Genomic DNA, 19,132 nt, shown 5'->3' with positions numbered 1-19,132 from the left:
AGCACTGTTTTTTACCAATCAGAAAACAACTTTGATACAAAACTTTGTCTTCCCCATTGTCACCTGTTTTCGCAAACTGATAAATCGATCATAATTGCCATAAACAGCCTTCACTGTGTGATTAAATGAACCTGAGTATTCGGCACTGGTTGGCAGAACGCCATATCACAATCAATCAAATCAGAGGCTTTTCTGGAGGGCAATTGGCAGGTATTGCCTACCGTATTGTTCAGGATATGGACCTCAAAAGCCTTATACCTTTTGATATCTGTACCTTGGTAGAGGTTTTAGAACTGCCCTTAAGTATTGTTTGGGAAGAAATCAGTGTCATTTCCCAGTTGACAGAAAAACTGTTGCGTAGCCTCAGCCAAAAAAAACCGTTAAAACGTAACGAAGGCACATGGCTAGCATTTCAAATTGCCTATCTCCAGGCTTTGCAAGCAATTCTAGAGCAGGAAGCAAACTTACAAAAACCGTGGTTAGACCGGGCAATTATACCCATACAACCACACTTACTTAAAGAGGACGTTGGTAAACTCATCCTCGAAGATTCGCAACTACAAGGATTGCTGAAAACTCTCAGCCCAGGTAAATTGACTGATACTCAAGCTGAACAAGCACTGTCTTCGGTTGCAGATTCATTACTGGTGCAACAAATAAATAACGCTGCTATCGCTTGGTTAGTTGCCAATGGTGCAGAGGAAGCGGAAGCGAAACTTCTAACACAGCGTTTAGTCAACTCACTTCCTGGTGACATATTGGTAGTCGTCACCGAGAATGCTGCACCTTTAGCCCAACTGCAAAAATTTTTCCGTTTGGGGATTTCATTATCTCCCAGTTTCATCACCCCAGAAGTTGGTTCTACAGTCAGTGAAAAAATTGATTTGCACCGAGAACATTACCGTGCAAGTTTGATTAAAAACCTCAGTATCCCTTTGCTAATGGAATCCTTTGCTCTTAAGGATATCTATGTGCCACAAAAAGGCTTACCAATAGAGGAAAATATTTCTGAGCCGGATAAAAAAACTATTAAACCAGTTGATTTAAAAACATGGGCGCAGCAACAGCTAACTGATTTAGAAACGATCACTGTCATTGAGTCAGAACCTGGTTATGGAAAAACTAGTTTTTGCCAACTTTGGGCAGCACAGGTAGCACAGGAATTATACCCTACTTGGATGCCGATAGTAATTAGGTTGCGAGATGTAAAATACGGTAAAACTTTAATCGAAACTCTAAATTCTGCCTTTGGTGTTAATCTTTCAACTTGGCTAGAGCAAGAAAATCTCCCTTGTCTGTTGCTGCTAGATGGTTTGGATGAATTGCCCCATTCTGCTCATGGTATCAGGGCACAAGCAATTTTTATTCAGCAATTACTGAACTTTCAATCTCAGCACCGCCACAAAATTGTGTTGACAAGTCGCTCAACGACGTTACCAGAAATCGTCTCAGAACTACCGCTATTGTTGAGGCGAATTATTATTCAGCCGTTGGATGGGGACGAACTCAAACAATGGTTTCAACAGTGGGCAAAAGTGCAATCGTTACCCATTGCTCAAAATTTCTTTACATTGTTAAAACAGGCAGGGTTATTTGCTAACCAATCAAAGTTAAGAGAATTATCTACCCTTATCCGTCAACCCCTAATGCTGCATTTATTGGGCATTTTGCACCGAGAGGGATTGCTAGATGATGAACTATTGCAGTTAGCTGCTGATACCCAAAAGTCTTTTCTGTTATGGGAAATTCATCATCGTTTGAGTCGATGGTTGTTGGGTTATCCGCTAATTGGTGGGATTAAAACGATGTTAGTGCGTTCAGGATCGGCTCATATTCACCGGACTCCAGAAGCGATCGCTAATTTACTCGCCGATCGTCATCCCCAAGATTTACTCGAGCAGATGCAAGCGATCGCTCTCAAAATTTTACACTCGCAACGTCATCAAATTAATCTAGCTGGTGAATTTAATAGTTTACCAGCGTTTTATTTTAAAATTTGGGATGTAGAAAGCTCAGGCGAAAGCACAGCGAAAAGTAGTTTAATTGAGTTTTCGCATCTCAAGTTAGGAGAAGCTCTTTGTGCAGATGCTATTGCTGCTCAACTTAAATTTCTGACTCAGTATCAAGATGAGGCTTATGCTACGCCCACTTTTGTTCTTGATTCTCCCAGTAGCGTAGCCCAGAATATTTATAATTTACTAGGTTACGGGATAATTAGCCAAGAAATTGAAGAACTAGCGATCGCTGGATTACGCCGCCAGCAAAAGCACAAATTTTCGTTTGAAGTTTTATTTCAACGTCTTTTATCTTTCTGGCGTGCTTACTGTCAAGGACATTGGTTAGATGAGGGGATAGCCCACAAAGCTTTGACTAATTTTCACGCACTGCAAAACCTTGTGAATGTTGAACAGGTAAATGCTGCGGTGGGACTGAATGTGTTTTTATTGCTTTGTGCTTGCTACCGAGAAACAAAAGTTCCTTTTTGGCCTTGTGGGAATCCAGTCAATTTGACAGAATTCAATCCAGAAGTGCTGAGTGTGCTAATTGCTAGGACAACGGTTTTACATAAAAGTGCTTTTGCAACCCGAATTAAGTCTCTGTCTGGACTCAATTTATCGGGAGCCTCTTTATCGCAAGTGATGTTAACTGGGGTGAATCTTGAGCAAATAAACTTATCTAATGCGGAGTTAACAGGGGCGAATTTGGCTGGAGCCAATTTGCAACAGGCGAACCTCGCAGGCGCGAACTTACAACACGCAAACCTCGCAGGTGCGAATCTACAACAGGCAATTCTCACAGGCGCAAACCTGCAACAGGCAAACCTGATGGGGACAAATCTTAATTCTGCCGATCTCACCAACGCCTGCTTATTTGACGCCATCCTTACTGCGACTCACAAAAAATTGGCTGCTGATAATGGTGCCTTGTTCTCCAAAGAGTCGTTTCAAAAACTGAAACATTTGCGATCGCAACAATCCTTCTTAAACACCGTGAAAATCACGCCAAACACAAACGTTAATTGGAACAAAACCCCTGCGATCGGACTAATTGAAAGCTGTGAAGGCGCAATTTTGTCAGTAGATTTAGATGATGATGATGCCGATGATGAGACAGTTTTTGGCAATAATTCGATTGGGGAATAGGGCATTGGGCATTAAGCATTGGGCATGGAGAAGAGACAAAGGAGACAAGAAAGGGGAGACAAGGGAGAGATTTTCAATAATTTCTCCTTGGCTCCCCTGCTCCCCTGCTCCCCTACTCCCCAATCCCTAGCCCTCCTGCGGATTGCGGTAGCCGAAAAAGTTAATACTGTAGTCAGTAATCCGCACTCCTGTTTCTTCTTCAATTTTGCGGATCAAATCTTCTGGGAGTTCCACGTGAACATCAAGAATTTGATTTGTATCCACACAGTTTATATGACTGTGAGAGTCACTGATGTTGCCGTACAAACGCCCATCACAGCGTTCAATACACTCAATGATACCTTGACTGGATAATGCTTCTAAATTTTGATAAACAGAGGTATGACCGATCTCTTTGCCTTGTTGGTTCAAGCGATCGTAAATCTCTCTTGCAGCAAGATGTTCATTTGCTTGCCAAAGTAATTCCAAAATAAAGCGGCGCTGACGACTGACGCGCATACCCAGGATTTGACAGCGCTCAAGTGCATCTTCTAAGGAACGAATTGGTCTTGTAGTAACTGTTTGTTTTTGCATATTACAGCTTGTTAACTGTTGAGGGAGTTTTCCCATCTAAATGTTTATTGGTTATTTAATATATGCAATGATATTGCACATCGCTGTCTCACCTGTACTTATGTTTTGGCTTTTGATGCTGTGAAAGTGACAGGTGGCGATAATGATTTTTTTTGCTTGTTGACGGCTACTTTGTCAGACCTTAATCTAAAACAAACTCATTACAACTTTAACTTAAAATTGCTGTAAATGTCCACCTTGGGGCAGGCATTGCCTTACCCAAGTAGGCTAATTCTAATGACGTACTATATTAATCCTGTAGTAATTCTTTAATTAGATGCGAGTAATTATAGCAATCATAAAAGTAACATTTAATTTTAGGAAAAATCGGTGAAGTGAGTGGCGATAGCCAGTGGCTCATATCAGGGCTATTAACTGGATGTATATTTGTTATAACCAGCGGAAATTAAGCAAAAGTATCAAATAAATTTAAGCAGTTCAGACTTGTGTATAAACCTTGTATAGGTTGACGAAATTATCAACAAAAAAGTATCAGTAAATACTAATTGATTTGTGAAGAAGACTTGGTGCTATCAAAAGTCAATGTAGCGTCAATCCCTGAAAGCTGCTACTGTATATTCTCGATCCTACAGTTGAGCATCAAGAAAGTGGCTGCTAAATCAATGACAATTGCGATCGCACTCAATAATGACTTTGTTAACAATCTGGATCTGTCGCCTGCGTCAACCGTGATTGAAAAACTGCTGCAAGATGGGGTTATATCCCATGAACAGCAGCTACGCTTTGATATCAATTACAATCTCGAACCTGGCGATCCACGGGAACTCTCAGAAATTCCAGAGGTGCGGCTGTGGTTTGTGCGCCTAGATGCCAAATACCCCTGGTTGCCATTTTTACTAGATTGGAAAGCTGGAGAATTTGCTCGTTATGCCGCCATGCTTGTACCACACCAGTTTAGTTCCCAAGAAGGTATTCAGTACAATCCTGAAGCCTTAGAGATATTTTTGATGCATAAAATCTTTACTTTAGGTGACTGGCTTAAACAACAGGACATACCCAGCCTCTCGCGCCTAAAGTCTATGGCGCAAATTCTAGGTTATGAATTAGATGATGCTTTTTTTGAAATATTTTAAATAGCTAATAGGTGATGAAAGAGTTTTGAGAAAATTTTCTTCGTTTTAGTGGACTGTGTGAGGTTATTCTTCTTATATTGCAATATCGTTCAGTTAAGCCCTAAATCATCTGTAGAGAAGCGTTAGCCCATCGACACGAAGTATAATTTCGCGCCTCTATTTGCCAAAATCAATACCAAAAACTTAACTGAATCGTATTGATCTATAGTATAGTTTGCGATATTTCAAACATCCTCTAAGGATGAAATTTTTATCTATCTAAAAAGATATTTTTTAAATTAACTATAGCAAATATGCTGAGAATAGAAACCTGTTTCTTATACAGCAAAGAAGTAAGTTATATTTTATACTTCTTTGTTGAAGTGCTTTCAGTAGTTCGCAAGATCCTGAAAGAGCAATTTTGTAATCAAACAAGCTTGAAAAAATGAGGGTTTTGGAATGAAAAATTTAGTACCTGAGCGTGCAACATCTGAAGAAGAACGTTTCCAAGATGACTATTATTCTTACTTTGAAGCTCCGGAAAATCTCACCCGATATACGCCTACAGGTGGTTTTTTAAGTAACGCTTTTCCAGAAAACTCATTCTCTTTATTAGATTTAGGATGCGGTAACGGGGCTTTAAGCAAATATCTTCCGGATCGATGTGACTATCTAGGAGTCGATCACAGTGAATTAGCTATTGAACAATGTTTAAAACTCTACCCAAATAGAAAGTTTGTTACCAAAGATTTATCGCTTTTCCTGTCTGAACTTGTTGAAGAGAATAAAAAATTTGATGCAGTCGTGCTAGCGGGTTTGTTATTTCACAGCATTAACAAAGAGACCCAAGAAAAAAAAGACGATCAAGAAATTATTCAATTTTGCCTGAATAAAATACTAAACGACAAAGGATATCTTGTTCTCATTGTACCTTTTTGCTACGGCGATCATCCATCTCACAGTTTGTTTGTTCGAGCAGAGTGGCTACAAAAGTCAATAGAAAAAATGCTAGAAATTGCTAATGCAAAAATTGTTCACGAGAATATATCTCTACAAATTGGTTTGGAAAAGAGGGTTCGACAGCAGAAAGCGACTCCTGACTGGTTTGTTTCCGATAGTAGTGCTGATTATCCCAGTATATTTGTTGGAACATATATGGCAAGCTGGACATTTATTGCTTGCCTCTAATTAATACCATTTTGGATTTTAGATAGGGAATTTGACCTTGATCTGTAGAGATGCGAAATTGTACTTGATCTTGCTGGGCTAACGCATCTCTAAGGATTTTGGGTTTAACTGAACGGTATTGGGCTAGGTGGGAAAGGTTCGTTGAACCCATGTTAAATTAAGAGATTCCTAATTAAAAAATCCAATTTTTTAGGGTGTATTAGCCCTCTTCTATCACTTTCCGAGGTAAGTAAGTAGTAAATAAACTAAACTATCCAGAAGCATAAGAGGGTTATCATTTCACGAAATATCTGATACAGATAAATAGGTATGGGCGTACAGATGTCATTGGTGTAAACTTAAACCAAAACCCTTTTAAAATCTCGTTTTCAGCAAGAGGCTGGAAATGCTACTCCTGGCGGCTCTGCCGCGAGTTCGGGAGGCGGCAGCCCCAATGAGGGGCATTCCCAGTCGGAGACTGGAACGAGATAATCTGCTAAAAGCTTTTTCTAGACTGGCTTTAACCTTAAGTTGACACTAATGTACAGATGTACACCCCTACAACCAATTAATATTAAGACTTACGCACACTCTACGAATTATTGGCGTTCTTGGCGTTCTTGGCGGTTCGACAAATTAAGCTTTTGGGCGATTTTTGCGTAAGTCCTAAATATGTTGCAAAGATTTTTGGAAATGGTAAATGGACTAGAATAGATCGATTTGTCTAAATAAAAACTGAAAGCCGTTCCCAATTTGTGACAACGGCTGAGTGATAAATTATAGAGCTTTTCATTTGTATGCAATATACATTCACCTCTCTCCTGTAAAGAGAGAGGTTTTGAGGCTTACTGTCTGTTCTAGGTATCTAAGTTTGGGAAAACTACTGGTTTAGCCACCCCAAATTTTCTCTAAAACTGCGTTTGGTGAAATATCCGCTGTTTTTCCTGTAAGGGATTCAATAGCCAGGAATTTATCGTTTTTCGGCAACAACTTAGTTGGATCGCTGGGGCCAAATATGGCAATGGTATAGGTTTGAACTGCAACACTTAGTTGTAATGCCGCACTATCAGTCGATAACATCAAATTTGCCCCAGCAATTATGGCAGTTAACTTACCAATATCATCTGGGGCAGTCACCTTGATATCTGGAGAAGACTCCAGAAGCGATCGCACAAACTGCTCATCATCAACTCCCTTAATAAGCACCACAGGTAGATCCGGCTGCTTTTGTTGAAAGGCTTGAATAATTTGCTGCCAATTCTCGACAGGGTAGATTTTATCCAGTTCTTTAGCCTGGGATAACTGGCCAGAACCGCCATGAATCAAGATATAGCCTGTTTCATGAACCCCTAAACGTTTTTGTTCCTTTTGTGCCCACTCAATATCTGGTTTTGGCACATTTACTGCTAACTCTGGGACAGGGCTATTTATTTCCAACGGTTGCAGCAAGTCGTGGTAAACTGCTGCCGCATATTGGGATACTTTGAACGGCACAGCATGGGTAAGAAAACCCGATCCTTTGCCTTGATAGCCAATGCGTATAGGAATTCCCGTCAACCAGAGTAAAAGACCAAGCAACCAATTTTGCTTAACAGTAATGACAACATCGTATTCGCGATCGCGAATTGTCCCCACTAAATTACCCCAATCTGCCAGACTGTTACGGTCATTAAAATCAAAGTTCAGCACCTCGTGAACTGACTTGCTCACTCGGTAGGCAGCCTTTGACCGGGGTTCAACAACGACATCTATCTGAGCGTTAGGGTAATGGCGCTTCAGGTCATCTAGAGTCGGAAAGAAGAGAATTTGGTCGCCAATTCCGCCAGGTACAAGGGCTACTACTCGCATAATATTTATTGACGCTTACTCGCTCCCTATTTTAGGGGAAAATATATAGCTTAAAGATTGAGGAATTCTGTGTATTTACTAATTCCAGCTGCGGGAATCGGAAAAAGAATGGGGAGTAACCGCAATAAACTCCTGCTACTCGTGCGATCGCAACCAATTATTGCTTGGACTTTATTAGCCGCAGAAGCCGCCAGTACAATCAGTTGGATCGGGATTATTTCTCAGTCTATCGATTGGCCAGAGTTCAAAGCAATTATCGCCGATCTAAAGCTGACTAAACCAGTGGAATTGATTCAAGGTGGCTCCACCCGCCAAGAATCTGTTTACAATGGCTTGCAATCTCTGCCAATAGCCGCAGAACAAGTGTTGATTCATGATGGCGCCAGATGCCTAGCCACACCAGATTTATTTAACTCTTGTGCAGAGGCTATTCGCCACTGTCCTGGTTTAATTGTTGGTGTACCCGTCAAAGACACCATCAAAGTTGTCAATGAACAAGGCATAATTCAAGAAACACCCGACAGACGGCAACTATGGGCGGCACAAACTCCCCAAGGATTTGATGTCAAGTTGTTGAAACAGTGCCATGCTGAAGGAGTCCGTCAAGGTTGGGAAGTAACTGACGACGCCGCCTTATTTGAAAAGTGCGGCATCGAAGTCCGAATTGTCGAGGGAGAGGAGACAAATTTAAAAGTGACCACTCCACAAGATTTAGCGATCGCAGAATTTATTCTCACAAGTAGAGGATTTTGAAGAGGCAGAGGGGCAGAGGGGCAGGGGAGCAAGGGAGATGGGGGAGATGGGGGAGATGGGGGGAATAAAATAAGGAGACAAGGAAAATAATTCCTCACTTCTAACTCAGCACTCAGAACTGTTTTGCCCAATGCCCAATTTGAAATTGTCAACAAATATTTTGACAATTTAGGATATAATGCCACACACTTGTTGATTGTTAGTTGTCATCTGCTAATGACTAGTAACTAATGACTAGTAACTAATCACCAATGACTAATGACTAAATGATTACAGCCACAGCGACGAAGATAGAAGCAATTCTCTATTTAAAGGGTAAACCCTTGTCGCTCGGCGAAATCGCCGAGTATGCCGCGTGCGATCGCGCCACTGTCAAAGAAGGCATAATCGAACTTATGGACAACTATGCCCACCGAGATAGTGCCCTAGAGGTAATAGAAACCCCAGATGGTTATAGTTTGCAACTCCGGTCTGACTTTCATGATTTGGTGCAAACGATGATACCAGTAGAATTGGGTGTAGGTGCATTGCGGACTTTGGCAGCGATCGCCCTTAATAGTCCCATACTCCAAAGCGACTTGATTAACCTACGCGGTTCAGGAGTATATCAGCACGTTCCAGAACTCGTTGAACTTGGTTTCATCCGCAAACGCCGAGACAGCGATTCTCGCTCCTACTCGCTCCAAGTAACATCGAAATTTCATCAGTATTTCCAAATCGAACAACTTCCGCAAATACTTTCTACCAGTCAGAAGGAAGAACAACTAGAACTAGAACTAGAACTAAAAGGAGTGGGGAATTGGGAATTGGGCATGGGGCATGGGGAAAATGAGAGGAATGAGAAGACAAGGAAGCAGGGAAGCAGAGAAGCAGGGGAGCAGGGGGTACAAGGGTGAATTATTGAACAAGTCTCTCCCTTATCTCCCCCCTCTTCCTTGTCTACCTTATCTGTTCTCAATGCCCAATGCCCAATTCCCAATTCCCCCTCCTCTAGACTTATACCCGTGGTGAATGCGCTACCCTTGTACTATGGTTTAGAGTAGAGTTAGCAATTAAGCTAAATAAAACTGCCAATGGTGTTTAATCCTGACTTTTTGAATGACAACTCCGAGGAACACCCTAATCAACTTCTTTCCGACCACTCTGAGGAATACCCTAATCAGTTACTCAAATATCTACAGCATCAGTCTCCTGATGTTTTAGCTAGGGTTGCTCAGTCCGCCAGCCCCGAAATTAAACAAATCATCTCGCAAAATGTCCAAGGGCTAGTGGGAATGCTCCCGGCAGAAAATTTCAACGTGCAAATCACAACAGATCGGGAGAATTTAGCTGGACTTCTAGCGTCGGCCATGATGACGGGGTATTTTCTGCGCCAGATGGAACAAAGAATGCAGTTAGAGCATTTGTCTAATGGTCAATAATTAATAGTTAGTAGCTAAACATTCTGGGGCTATTGACCAAATAATTACTAATTCGTAATTCGTAATTAAAAAAAGGTATAGCAGCCGACACTGAATTAAAATTTAGTGGTCAACAGACATTTATGGAAAGTTCAATCTTCCACTGATAGCACAGCGTAAAGCCTTCTCTTCTCTTTGAGAGAGGTTAACGCGAACGAGAGGCTTGTCTGCGACACGCTGCGCGAACGCCAACGGCATGGCTTCGCTTAGAGCGAGTGAGTCCGCGTTCGCTTTTAGCTTTTAGCGTCTCGTAGAGAGCATCTTGTTAAGTACGAATTACGAATTACGAATTATTTTGATTACTTTCTTTCAGGATAAGCTCCTGATTGAACTTTAAAGGTCTGAATTTTACCGCTGCGGTTGACTTCGATAGCTATTATGTCTCCAACTTTGCTCGACTCTACCAGCCTCTGAACTTGGGCTGAAGTTTTGACCGGTTTACCGTTAAATTTTTGAATCACGTCTCCAGGAAGCAGTCCTCCACGCTTGGCTGGGGAGTCATCTGTGACTCCTTTAATCACAATTCCAGCATCCTGCTGAATGTTCAGTTGATTTTCTTGATTAATCTGCTGTCTTCTGATGGGAGAAAGGTCTGCCATTTCAATACCTAAGAAGGGATGTTCCACACGCCCTTTAGTAAAAAGTTCATTGGCGATGCGGGCGGCGGTTTCAATGGGGATGGCGAAACCGAGTCCTTGAGCATCAGCGCGGATGGCTGTGTTAATACCAATCACTTCGCCTTGGGCGTTTAATAAGGGACCACCAGAATTACCAGGGTTAATTGCAGCATCAGTTTGGATAAAGCTGACTCGCTTATCTGGGACACCAACTTGAGTGCTAGTGCGATCGGTAGCGCTGATGATGCCGATAGTAACAGTATTATCTAAACCCAGAGGATTGCCAATAGCGATCGCCCATTGTCCTGGGATCAAGTTTTGCGAATTGCCCAGTTTTACCGTCGGCAAATCATTCGCTTTTATTTTCACCACCGCCACATCCGTTACAGGATCAACTCCTACCACCTTCCCCTCTAGACTCCGACCATCCTTGAGGGTAACTTGTACTGTATCTGTATCTGCCACTACATGAGCGTTGGTGAGTAATTCTCCATCTTCGCTCAAAATAAATCCCGATCCTGTACCGCGCTCAATGCGTTCTTGAGGAATTGGTTGGTCATCCTCTCCAAAGAATCGCCGCAATATGGGATTTTTCAAAGCGTCAGAGATGGGATTGGCTACTTTGCGAGTGGCATTAATTCTTACCACTGCTGGGCCAACTTTTTGGACTGCCGTCGCAATAAAATTCACGTTATCGCCACCAGTAGCCGCAATAGCTCCGTTAGGAGAATTTGGAACTACGGATTCTGGAGGCGAAGCCATTGTTACATTTTTTAACTGTTGGAACGAGCGATTTTGTGGAATGAGATAGCGACTGCCAAACAAACCTGCACCACCGCCAATTACCAGTAAAAACACATAAACCGCCAGTTGCTTTAAGGATAACTTCATAATTGTTTTGCTCAAGAACAGCAATGCAGTTGCTAACTTCTAAGTGTAGTCAAGCTAACGGCAAGTGGACAGATCAATTTACGAAGAATTGGGCATGGGGCATTGGGCACAAGAGAAGAGGCGGAGGGGAAGACTTACTGCAACTTCCTCTCTGCTCCCCTGCTTCTCATCTCCCCACTCCCCACTTTTCCCATCTAAAATCTAAAGTTAATGCGCTCTTGACCTGTGTCCATGACTTTACCCTTTCGTCAACTGTTTCTCTGTAGCTTAGTTAGCGCCTTGGGCCTAGTAAGCATACTGCCATACTCAAGCAGTGCTAACGCTGCTGTGGGTGGTTGCTCAACTCCAGCCCTATCTCGCTTCCAACGCCATAAAGTTGTTCGTGGCGAAACTTTGGAGAGCATAGCGCAGCGCTACAATCTTATTCCGACAACTATTATCGGCATGAATCCAGCTTTGCAGAATAGTGCAGCTGCCGCCGTTGGTAGTGTGCTTCAGATTCCTCCCTACAATGGGATTGTAGTCGAAGTGCCTCGCGGTCAGACTTGGCGACAAGTGGCGGCACAATACAAAGTTCGTGCTGATAGCCTTTTTGAGGTGAATGGCTGTCAACAAAACCCCAGAATCGTGTTTGTTCCGGGGGTAAATTGGTCGCCCAATGGCGTTGTAACTAAGTCACCTTTACCTACTGATGCAGGTACACCAAACCGTGCATCTTTGTCTGGATATCCCTTAGCACAAGTGGCAACTGTGGGATTAGCTTATGGCTGGCAAATTAATCCTGCGACAGGTGAAGTTTTCTTCCACAGTGGTGTTGACTTATTATCACCAGTTGGTACTAATGTGCTAGCGATCGCACCTGGAACTGTAGCCTTTGCCAGCGATCAAGGTTCTTATGGCAAGTTGGTCATTATTAACCACAGTGGCGGACTTCAAAGCCGCTACGCCCAGCTTGACAGTATCAAGGTTACTGTCGGTCAGCAAGTGAAAAAAGGAGAGTTACTGGGAACAGTAGGCACTAGCGGACAACCAACCTCCACTCAACCGCATCTGCATTTTGAAGTGCGTTCTAGCTCATCTCTGGGTTGGGTAGCGCAAGATCCTAAGGGTTATTTGAAGAAATGAAGAAATGGGGAGTAGGGGAGCAGGGAGACAAGGGGGACAAGAGAGACAAGGGTGAATTATTGAACAAGTCTCTCTCTTATCTCCCCCCTCTTCCTTGTCTACCTTGTCTCTTCTGAATGCCCAATGCCCCATGCCCTATGCCCAATTCCCAAATTCGCTAGATTTTACGATATGCATTCCTGCCTCTGCAAACCTTGTAAATGCTGCATCTGCCTGTTCTGTATAGTCCACAACATTGGGGACAACAACGGGGGAAGTGCAATCTTCTAGTAGATAGATTTTTTTCGCCAGGGTAGCATCTATCTGTTTAATTTCTGTTAATAAATCGTCAATTGTCCAAGCGACGCAGTGACTTTTAGCTTGACCACCAATAATTACTACATCATATTCTAAAAGTTGTTTAATCAGCCGCGTGTTCTTTTGAGCAAGTGGACGTTGTTCAAAATCTTCCAACACCTCTGGACGTAAGATGGAATAGTTTTCTGTTAAAGGATTTTCACCTTTAATTTCAAATTGCGTTTGACTCTGACGCGTAATGCCGTGGAAAAATATCGCTTCTTCTACCGATGAAACTAGAGCATGACCAATACCACCCAACATAGAATGATAAGGCCAAACAGTCAGGGGATATTTACCGTCTTGGCTAAGTTTTTTAAGGTAATGGTAAGCGTGTTTTTCTAATAATTCATAATCCCCATTAGTAACACTTTTAGCAACTGCTGGGTTGACTTTCCAGATACCTTGTTGAATATCTGCTGGTGTAATGCTAGTTGCTGCTGGAGTGGGATGTTCTCCGGTAGCGTTCACCCAAAAGATTGGATGGAAAATTTGCGTTGCAGTGTGAGTATCTAGAGTTGGTACAATTTTCGTAATTATTCCCAAGTTTCGATAGATAAACTCACATAATCTGACGTTATCATCCACCGCCGCATTACCGGATTTTCCACCTACAAATAATTCAAATCCAGGGATGCAGAAGGTGTTTTGGACATCAATTAATAGTAAGCAAATGCTGGTTTTATCTAAAGATGCTGGTTTGATGTCGTGTTGTTTTGCCCAGATTTCAGCTTCGGCGGCACGTTCTTGGTAAGGTACACGCCAGACTTCGCCGACTTTATCGGGATTAAAATGCGGGGGAATGGGTAGTTGGGTTATTATTTGGGTGTTCATCTAAAATCTGCACTTATTTTCTAATTGTTAGGCTTGCCTTAGTTAAAAATAATGGTGAATTCAGTAAACGTCATCGTGAGAACCTAAAGTTAGCAACAAAGTTTCTTCTTCTCCTGAATCAGGATTTGTAACAAATTTAAATAAAATTCAATTTTGATAATTAATTGAACATGAATATCTACCCGATGAATCACCTTTTAGCTTGTGACTACGTAAACTGACTTGAAATGGGTCTTCGGCTTATTTGTTGTAATACTTGTTCAATTTGAGAACGTAACTCAGGATTTTTCTTGACTAGACGCTTAAAAGCACGAATAAAAGTAGGACTCCAAACTAAATTTTTCACTCGTCTAACTCCGCCATCAAATCTGCAACTGAACCACGCCGGACATTACCTTGAGCATAATCACTCTCTGCTTGCGCGACTTCTTTTAATAAGTCATCCCGTTGCTGTTGTTTGAGGCGCTTTTGGATAATATCTACAAGAATAGCCTGAGCTTCTGGATCTAATGCTTCTACTGCTTCTATGGCTTTCTGGAATGTAGATGTTTTTTCTAGCATAAGCGTCAAAGAATTTGGTGATAAGTCTAATTTAGCTGGTGGTAAGGGTGATCGCTCCTCATCTTACTGACTTAATAGTATATTTGTATTATAAAAACCTAAATTTAGCGATCGCTCTTATAAACCGAGATGAATTACTGAGACGCTATAACGCAGGTGAGAGAGACTTTTCAGGAGTATTTATTCACTCTTTGTATTAATTTCCATCACTTACACCTATGAGGCTTGGGAATTAATTGGATAGTCATAGAGTACAGTTGTCATTAAAGCTGCACCATGAGGAATTAAGTGAATTACAAGTATTGCAGGTTGGGTCATAGAATGACTAAATATTAGTAGTATTTTCAACTCAGTAATAAGGCGATCGCTTCGTTAAGCTTTCCTGTAAAACCTGCGCGATCGCACTAAAGCTACTCACTTAAAAAGATTTTTAGGTAATATATCTTTACAAATGAGCAAAACTCCTCAAATGCTCTTTATTTCTTTGCCTGTATTATTTTCCATTTTTTTCTATACTAATCGTCCAAAAGAGGCACTAGCTGTGGCAATCTGGGAAACAGAGATTTATCAAATCTGATATTTTAACGACAGCAAATTTACCGAATCAGGTTATGCAAACTCTGCCCATAGTAGACACATCAAATACTACATCCAGTCAACCTACCTTTGATACAACTATCAAGCGGCGTAAAACCCGCCCTGTAAAGGTGGGAAATGTCATCATTGGCGGTGGCTACCCCGTTGTAGTGCAGTCAATGATTAACGAAGACACTCTTGATATTGATGGTTCCGTAGCTGCTATTCGTCGTCTGCACGAAATTGGCTGCGAAATTGTCCGCGTCACAGTGCCGAGTATGGCTCATGCTAAAGCTTTAGGGGAAATTAAACAAAAATTAATTAAAACTTACCAAGACGTGCCAGTTGTGGCTGATGTCCATCACAATGGGCTGAAAATCGCCGTAGAAGTTGCCAAGCACATAGAGAAAGTACGGATTAATCCGGGCTTGTATGTGTTTGAAAAACCAAACATCAATCGAACTGAATATACTAAAACCGAATTTGACGAAATTGGCGAAAAAATCCGCGAAACCTTAGAACCTCTGGTAGTTTCTTTGCGCGATCAAGGAAAATCGATGCGAATTGGGGTAAATCACGGTTCTCTTGCTGAGAGAATGCTATTTACTTACGGTGACACCCCCGAAGGAATGGTAGAATCTGCCATAGAATTCATCCGCATTTGTGAATCTTTGGATTTCCGCAACTTGGTAATTTCCATGAAAGCCTCACGAGTCCCAGTGATGGTAGCCGCCTATCGCCTCATCGCCAAGCGCATGGATGAACTAGGTATGGACTACCCGCTACATTTAGGCGTTACGGAAGCCGGTGATGGCGAATACGGGCGAATTAAATCCACAGCTGGTATTGCTACCTTACTTGCTGATGGCATTGGCGATACAATTCGTGTCTCCCTTACAGAAGCACCAGAAAAAGAAATCCCCGTCTGCTATAGCATTCTCCAAGCTTTGGGATTGCGAAAAACGATGGTGGAATACGTCGCTTGTCCTTCCTGTGGACGCACTTTGTTTAATCTAGAGGAAGTGCTGCACAAAGTCCGGGAAGCCACTAAACACTTAACTGGGCTAGACATTGCAGTTATGGGTTGTATTGTCAATGGCCCCGGAGAAATGGCAGATGCCGACTATGGCTATGTTGGCAAAACACCTGGTTCTATTTCTTTGTATCGTGGTCGAGAAGAAATTAAAAAAGTCCCAGAAGATAAAGGCGTAGAGGAATTAATTAACCTCATTAAGGCAGATGAACGCTGGGTAGAACCATAAAAGGGAGCAGAGGGGCAGGGGAAGCAGGGGAGCAGGGGAAAATTGAAGTTGCAGTAAGTTTTTCCCCTCTGCCCCTCCGCACCTCTGCACCTCTGCCTCTTGTACCCACTGCCCCATTCCCAAAAACTTTGTATCTTTTAACTACCAAGATCGCCTGATTGTCAAGTATTTTGTTTAAATTAAGAATACATACTCGGTCTGTACAGTGGTAGCCTGTGTTAGATTGAGCATACTGACTATAAATTTTCCCTCTGACGCAGCTGTCATTATGGTGATTACAAAAAGTAGGCTTGTTTTGGGTGCTACGGCAGTTACACTCTCCACGATCGCTGTTACTAGCCTTGGCATTCATTCGCGAGGTCAGGCTTTATTTAAAGCAAGTCCTAAAGAATTAGTAGATGAAGTTTGGCAAATTGTTCAGCGCCAATATGTTGACGGTACTTTTAATCAGGTAGATTGGCAGGCTGTTCGTAAGGAATACTTGAGCAAGTCCTACAGTAATCCGCAGGATGCGTATAAGTCCATTCGGGAAATGCTGAAAAAGCTAGAAGACCCCTACACCCGATTTATGGACCCATCGGAATTCAAAAATATGCAGGTGGATACCTCTGGAGAATTGACAGGGATTGGGATCACCATTAGTCAGGATGAAAAAACCAAGCAATTGGTTGTAATTGCGCCAATCGAAGATACACCAGCCTTTAAAGCTGGTGTTTTGGCAAAAGATATCATTCTCAAAATTGACGGCAAAGATACTAAGGGGATGGATACTAATCAGGCAGTATCCTTGATTAGAGGTGAAGCAGGATCGAAAGTCAACTTGACTATTCAGCGCGATAATAAGGTAAAACAATTTGACATTACACGGGCGCGAATTGAAATCCATCCAGTTAAGTTTTCTGAAAAGAAAACCCCAGCAGGCAATCTTGGTTACATTCGCTTGAACCAGTTCAGCGCCAATGCCGGTAAAGAAATGCAAACCGCCATCAAAAATTTAGAAAGCAAAAAGGTAGCTGGATATATCCTTGATTTGCGTGGTAATCCAGGCGGCTTACTCTTCTCCAGCGTGGATATTGCCCGGATGTGGATAGATAAAGGTAAGATTGTCTCCACCGTTGAACGCCAAGGAGAGGCAGAAAAGGAAGAGGCAAATGGAAAAGCCTTAACAACTAAACCATTGGTGGTGTTGGTAGATAAAGGTTCAGCTAGTGCCAGTGAAATCCTCTCAGGGGCTTTGCAGGATAATAAGCGTGCTACTTTGGTCGGTACTCAAACCTTTGGTAAGGGATTAGTACAATCGGTGCGTCCCCTGGAAGATGGTTCAGGATTAGCGGTGACAATTGCTCATTACTATACCCCCAATGGTACAGATATCAATCACAAAGGCATTTCGCCAGATGTGAAGGTGGATTTGACCAAAAAGCAGATGGAGGAATTGTGGCTCCATGAACGTGACAAACTCGCTACTCTTGCAGACCCTCAATTCGCTAAAGCGGTGGAAGTGATAGGTAAAAAAATTGCTGCGAAGGGTACACCGACAGCAGAAAAATGAAGAGTTAGGAATAAAGTTAGGAGTGAATAGTGAGGAGTTAAGAATAAAAACTATCATTCTCAACTCATAACTTCTAACTCCTAACTCCTAACTTAAACTGGTTGGCACTTTCCAGCTCTAATAAGTCCAACCCGCCGAGCGATCGCTTCTTCTTGCGAACTAAAAGGCCCCCACTGTTCTATAATTTCTAGATTATCGTCGCTAACTTGGTCGCTGGGGATAATTTCACAGTTTCCAGCAGAACCCTTGACAATATACCAAGTTTGTGAGTCGTTCATATTTTAAATAAAAATCTTGTTTTTATAGTCAGAATTTTACGGTATTTCGCACTTACTGCTAAATCCTACATTCTGTAGGTGCGATTGTAGAACCCTGTAGATTTTTTACGAATCATATCTTGGATACTTGAGGATAGTTCCTGTTGCTCACCCTACCCTCAAAAGTTTTCCTTTGTCAATTTGCTACAAACTTACACAAAGCTGTACTAAGCCTCAATTTAAACTATGGGCGATAGGCAATCACTCAGTTCGATTGAGTTTCTCTTTTAAAAGAGCTTCTACTTCCCTTTCAGGATTGTCAAGATCGAAAGGATAAGGGTGTTGTTTAGCGGAGTCACAACGACTCATCAAAATTTGCAATGCAGCTCGAAACCCTTCTTCCTCATTTCTATGTTCTGAAAGATATCGTTTCAGTTCAGTATTGGTCATCTGGTTTAGGTTCTGCATCATACAACAAATTTCCAATTCCCATATTGATCAATTATGACTGCAATCTCATCGTTCAAACCAGCTTGAATATAAAGCGTTTTCAACTTTTGGTCGTAGCGGAAAACCTGGATGGACTGATACAGATTAGAAAGTAACTGACAAAGGAATATCGCTGTATCCGATTGTTTCTGTGTTGGCAAGTAAACAATTCCTGGAAACACACCAACCGTAGCTTATCAGAAAGGGTGCAGTGCGACACAAATACCAAGGCTGATAAGGTTAGGTTTCGCTGTTGCTTGAGTTAATCTACCGACTCTGTAGACTACAAGAAATGCGGAGTGAGGGAATTGAACCCCCATAGCGCCACTCAGGGTAAGAGGGTAAGAAACCTCTTTCAGACCTCACGATGCTCACAGTACACTTTAGAGTAAATCGCCGTTCGATCTCCGCAGTAACGCTACTCCGCATGAACCGACTATCACATAGACAACAGGTGCAATCATAAGATCCTCCTTAATGTTTACGAAGAACGAGGCCCAATCCTGCACTGTTGAGACACCCTTGAGTACCTCTAGAAGAACCCTAATACCCACGACCTTTGGAAGGCATAGACAC

At 42.1% G+C, this 19,132-nt stretch carries 16 protein-coding genes; 9 read left to right on the top strand and 7 right to left on the bottom strand.

The window, feature by feature from the left end; genetic code table 11:
- Positions 1–125 precede the first annotated feature (125 nt).
- Entirely contained in the window at positions 126–3,143 is a 3,018-nt protein-coding gene (locus HWQ40_RS29760; protein ID WP_292785296.1) for a pentapeptide repeat-containing protein, read from the top strand.
- Positions 3,144–3,269: 126 nt separating this feature from the next.
- Here the strand turns inward: HWQ40_RS29760 and HWQ40_RS29755 are convergent, their stop codons facing one another.
- The gene (locus HWQ40_RS29755) at positions 3,270–3,716 is read right to left on the bottom strand and encodes a Fur family transcriptional regulator (RefSeq protein ID WP_292785294.1); all 447 of its coding nucleotides are present in this window, start codon (positions 3,714–3,716) and stop codon (positions 3,270–3,272) included.
- A gap of 662 nt (positions 3,717–4,378) precedes the next feature.
- Between HWQ40_RS29755 and HWQ40_RS29750 the strand changes: the two genes are divergently transcribed.
- Positions 4,379–4,849 (top strand): CRR6 family NdhI maturation factor, encoded by a 471-nt coding sequence (locus tag HWQ40_RS29750; protein ID WP_292785523.1) that lies wholly within the window; start codon positions 4,379–4,381, stop codon positions 4,847–4,849.
- 438 nt (positions 4,850–5,287) lie between these two features.
- Complete coding sequence (locus HWQ40_RS29745; RefSeq protein ID WP_292785292.1) at positions 5,288–6,016, top strand: bifunctional 2-polyprenyl-6-hydroxyphenol methylase/3-demethylubiquinol 3-O-methyltransferase UbiG; 729 nt, start codon at positions 5,288–5,290, stop codon at positions 6,014–6,016.
- Between the two features lie 867 nt (positions 6,017–6,883).
- Here HWQ40_RS29745 and HWQ40_RS29740 read toward each other — a convergent pair.
- Complete coding sequence (locus HWQ40_RS29740; RefSeq protein ID WP_292785290.1) at positions 6,884–7,843, bottom strand: glycosyltransferase family 9 protein; 960 nt, start codon at positions 7,841–7,843, stop codon at positions 6,884–6,886.
- Between the two features lie 69 nt (positions 7,844–7,912).
- Here HWQ40_RS29740 and ispD point away from each other — a divergent pair, with 69 nt between their 5' ends.
- The 3 genes from ispD (at position 7,913) to HWQ40_RS29725 (ending at position 10,017) form a co-directional block, all read left to right on the top strand.
- Positions 7,913–8,596, top strand: coding sequence for a 2-C-methyl-D-erythritol 4-phosphate cytidylyltransferase (gene ispD, locus HWQ40_RS29735; RefSeq protein WP_292785288.1), 684 nt, complete (start codon positions 7,913–7,915; stop codon positions 8,594–8,596).
- Positions 8,597–8,862: 266 nt separating this feature from the next.
- Complete coding sequence (gene scpB, locus HWQ40_RS29730) at positions 8,863–9,492, top strand: SMC-Scp complex subunit ScpB (protein ID WP_292785286.1); 630 nt, start codon at positions 8,863–8,865, stop codon at positions 9,490–9,492.
- Positions 9,493–9,669: 177 nt separating this feature from the next.
- A complete protein-coding gene (locus tag HWQ40_RS29725) occupies positions 9,670–10,017 on the top strand; it encodes a DUF760 domain-containing protein (protein ID WP_094347414.1) in 348 nt (115 codons plus the stop codon).
- Positions 10,018–10,355: 338 nt separating this feature from the next.
- Here the strand turns inward: HWQ40_RS29725 and HWQ40_RS29720 are convergent, their stop codons facing one another.
- Positions 10,356–11,564 carry an HhoA/HhoB/HtrA family serine endopeptidase gene (locus HWQ40_RS29720; RefSeq protein ID WP_292785284.1) on the bottom strand — a complete coding sequence of 403 codons (1,209 nt, stop codon included), beginning with the start codon at positions 11,562–11,564 and terminating at the stop codon, positions 10,356–10,358.
- A 231-nt stretch (positions 11,565–11,795) separates the two neighbouring features.
- Between HWQ40_RS29720 and HWQ40_RS29715 the strand changes: the two genes are divergently transcribed.
- Entirely contained in the window at positions 11,796–12,689 is an 894-nt protein-coding gene (locus tag HWQ40_RS29715; protein ID WP_292785282.1) for a M23 family metallopeptidase, read from the top strand.
- Positions 12,690–12,824: 135 nt separating this feature from the next.
- On the opposite strand, the gene HWQ40_RS29710 is transcribed toward HWQ40_RS29715, so the two are convergent.
- Together HWQ40_RS29710 and HWQ40_RS29705 are read right to left on the bottom strand one after the other, a co-directional pair.
- A complete protein-coding gene (locus HWQ40_RS29710; protein WP_292785281.1) occupies positions 12,825–13,859 on the bottom strand; it encodes an isochorismatase in 1,035 nt (344 codons plus the stop codon).
- Between the two features lie 342 nt (positions 13,860–14,201).
- Complete coding sequence (locus tag HWQ40_RS29705) at positions 14,202–14,420, bottom strand: hypothetical protein (RefSeq protein WP_292785280.1); 219 nt, start codon at positions 14,418–14,420, stop codon at positions 14,202–14,204.
- Between the two features lie 611 nt (positions 14,421–15,031).
- On the opposite strand from HWQ40_RS29705, the gene ispG reads away from it, so the two are divergent.
- Together ispG and ctpC are read left to right on the top strand one after the other, a co-directional pair.
- On the top strand, positions 15,032–16,258 hold the full coding sequence (gene ispG / locus HWQ40_RS29700) for a (E)-4-hydroxy-3-methylbut-2-enyl-diphosphate synthase (RefSeq protein WP_292785278.1): 1,227 nt from the start codon (positions 15,032–15,034) through the stop codon (positions 16,256–16,258).
- A 268-nt stretch (positions 16,259–16,526) separates the two neighbouring features.
- Positions 16,527–17,810, top strand: coding sequence for a carboxyl-terminal processing protease CtpC (gene ctpC, locus HWQ40_RS29695; protein ID WP_292785276.1), 1,284 nt, complete (start codon positions 16,527–16,529; stop codon positions 17,808–17,810).
- 92 nt (positions 17,811–17,902) lie between these two features.
- On the opposite strand, the gene HWQ40_RS29690 is transcribed toward ctpC, so the two are convergent.
- Together HWQ40_RS29690 and HWQ40_RS29685 are read right to left on the bottom strand one after the other, a co-directional pair.
- On the bottom strand, positions 17,903–18,088 hold the full coding sequence (locus HWQ40_RS29690) for a DDE transposase family protein (protein WP_292785274.1): 186 nt from the start codon (positions 18,086–18,088) through the stop codon (positions 17,903–17,905).
- A gap of 240 nt (positions 18,089–18,328) precedes the next feature.
- The gene (locus tag HWQ40_RS29685) at positions 18,329–18,538 is read right to left on the bottom strand and encodes a hypothetical protein (RefSeq protein WP_292785272.1); all 210 of its coding nucleotides are present in this window, start codon (positions 18,536–18,538) and stop codon (positions 18,329–18,331) included.
- Between the last annotated feature and the right edge of the window lie 594 nt (positions 18,539–19,132).

Origin of the sequence: Nostoc sp. NMS9, from assembly GCF_017114995.1 — a bacterium.
Classification (GTDB): domain Bacteria; phylum Cyanobacteriota; class Cyanobacteriia; order Cyanobacteriales; family Nostocaceae; genus Nostoc.
This window is presented reverse-complemented; position numbering and strand designations above follow the sequence as displayed.

Excerpts from the sequence above, each read along its gene's own strand:
- HWQ40_RS29760 (WP_292785296.1), top strand. The coding sequence starts at position 126 with ATGAACCTGAGTATTCGGCACTGGTTGGCAGAACGCCATATCACAATC.
- HWQ40_RS29755 (WP_292785294.1), bottom strand. The coding sequence starts at position 3,716 with ATGCAAAAACAAACAGTTACTACAAGACCAATTCGTTCCTTAGAAGAT.
- HWQ40_RS29750 (WP_292785523.1), top strand. The coding sequence starts at position 4,379 with ATGACAATTGCGATCGCACTCAATAATGACTTTGTTAACAATCTGGAT.
- HWQ40_RS29745 (WP_292785292.1), top strand. The coding sequence starts at position 5,288 with ATGAAAAATTTAGTACCTGAGCGTGCAACATCTGAAGAAGAACGTTTC.
- HWQ40_RS29740 (WP_292785290.1), bottom strand. The coding sequence starts at position 7,843 with ATGCGAGTAGTAGCCCTTGTACCTGGCGGAATTGGCGACCAAATTCTC.
- scpB (WP_292785286.1), top strand. The coding sequence starts at position 8,863 with ATGATTACAGCCACAGCGACGAAGATAGAAGCAATTCTCTATTTAAAG.
- HWQ40_RS29725 (WP_094347414.1), top strand. The coding sequence starts at position 9,670 with ATGGTGTTTAATCCTGACTTTTTGAATGACAACTCCGAGGAACACCCT.
- HWQ40_RS29720 (WP_292785284.1), bottom strand. The coding sequence starts at position 11,564 with ATGAAGTTATCCTTAAAGCAACTGGCGGTTTATGTGTTTTTACTGGTA.
- HWQ40_RS29715 (WP_292785282.1), top strand. The coding sequence starts at position 11,796 with ATGACTTTACCCTTTCGTCAACTGTTTCTCTGTAGCTTAGTTAGCGCC.
- HWQ40_RS29710 (WP_292785281.1), bottom strand. The coding sequence starts at position 13,859 with ATGAACACCCAAATAATAACCCAACTACCCATTCCCCCGCATTTTAAT.
- HWQ40_RS29705 (WP_292785280.1), bottom strand. The coding sequence starts at position 14,420 with ATGCTAGAAAAAACATCTACATTCCAGAAAGCCATAGAAGCAGTAGAA.
- ispG (WP_292785278.1), top strand. The coding sequence starts at position 15,032 with ATGCAAACTCTGCCCATAGTAGACACATCAAATACTACATCCAGTCAA.
- ctpC (WP_292785276.1), top strand. The coding sequence starts at position 16,527 with ATGGTGATTACAAAAAGTAGGCTTGTTTTGGGTGCTACGGCAGTTACA.
- HWQ40_RS29690 (WP_292785274.1), bottom strand. The coding sequence starts at position 18,088 with ATGAACGACTCACAAACTTGGTATATTGTCAAGGGTTCTGCTGGAAAC.
- HWQ40_RS29685 (WP_292785272.1), bottom strand. The coding sequence starts at position 18,538 with ATGATGCAGAACCTAAACCAGATGACCAATACTGAACTGAAACGATAT.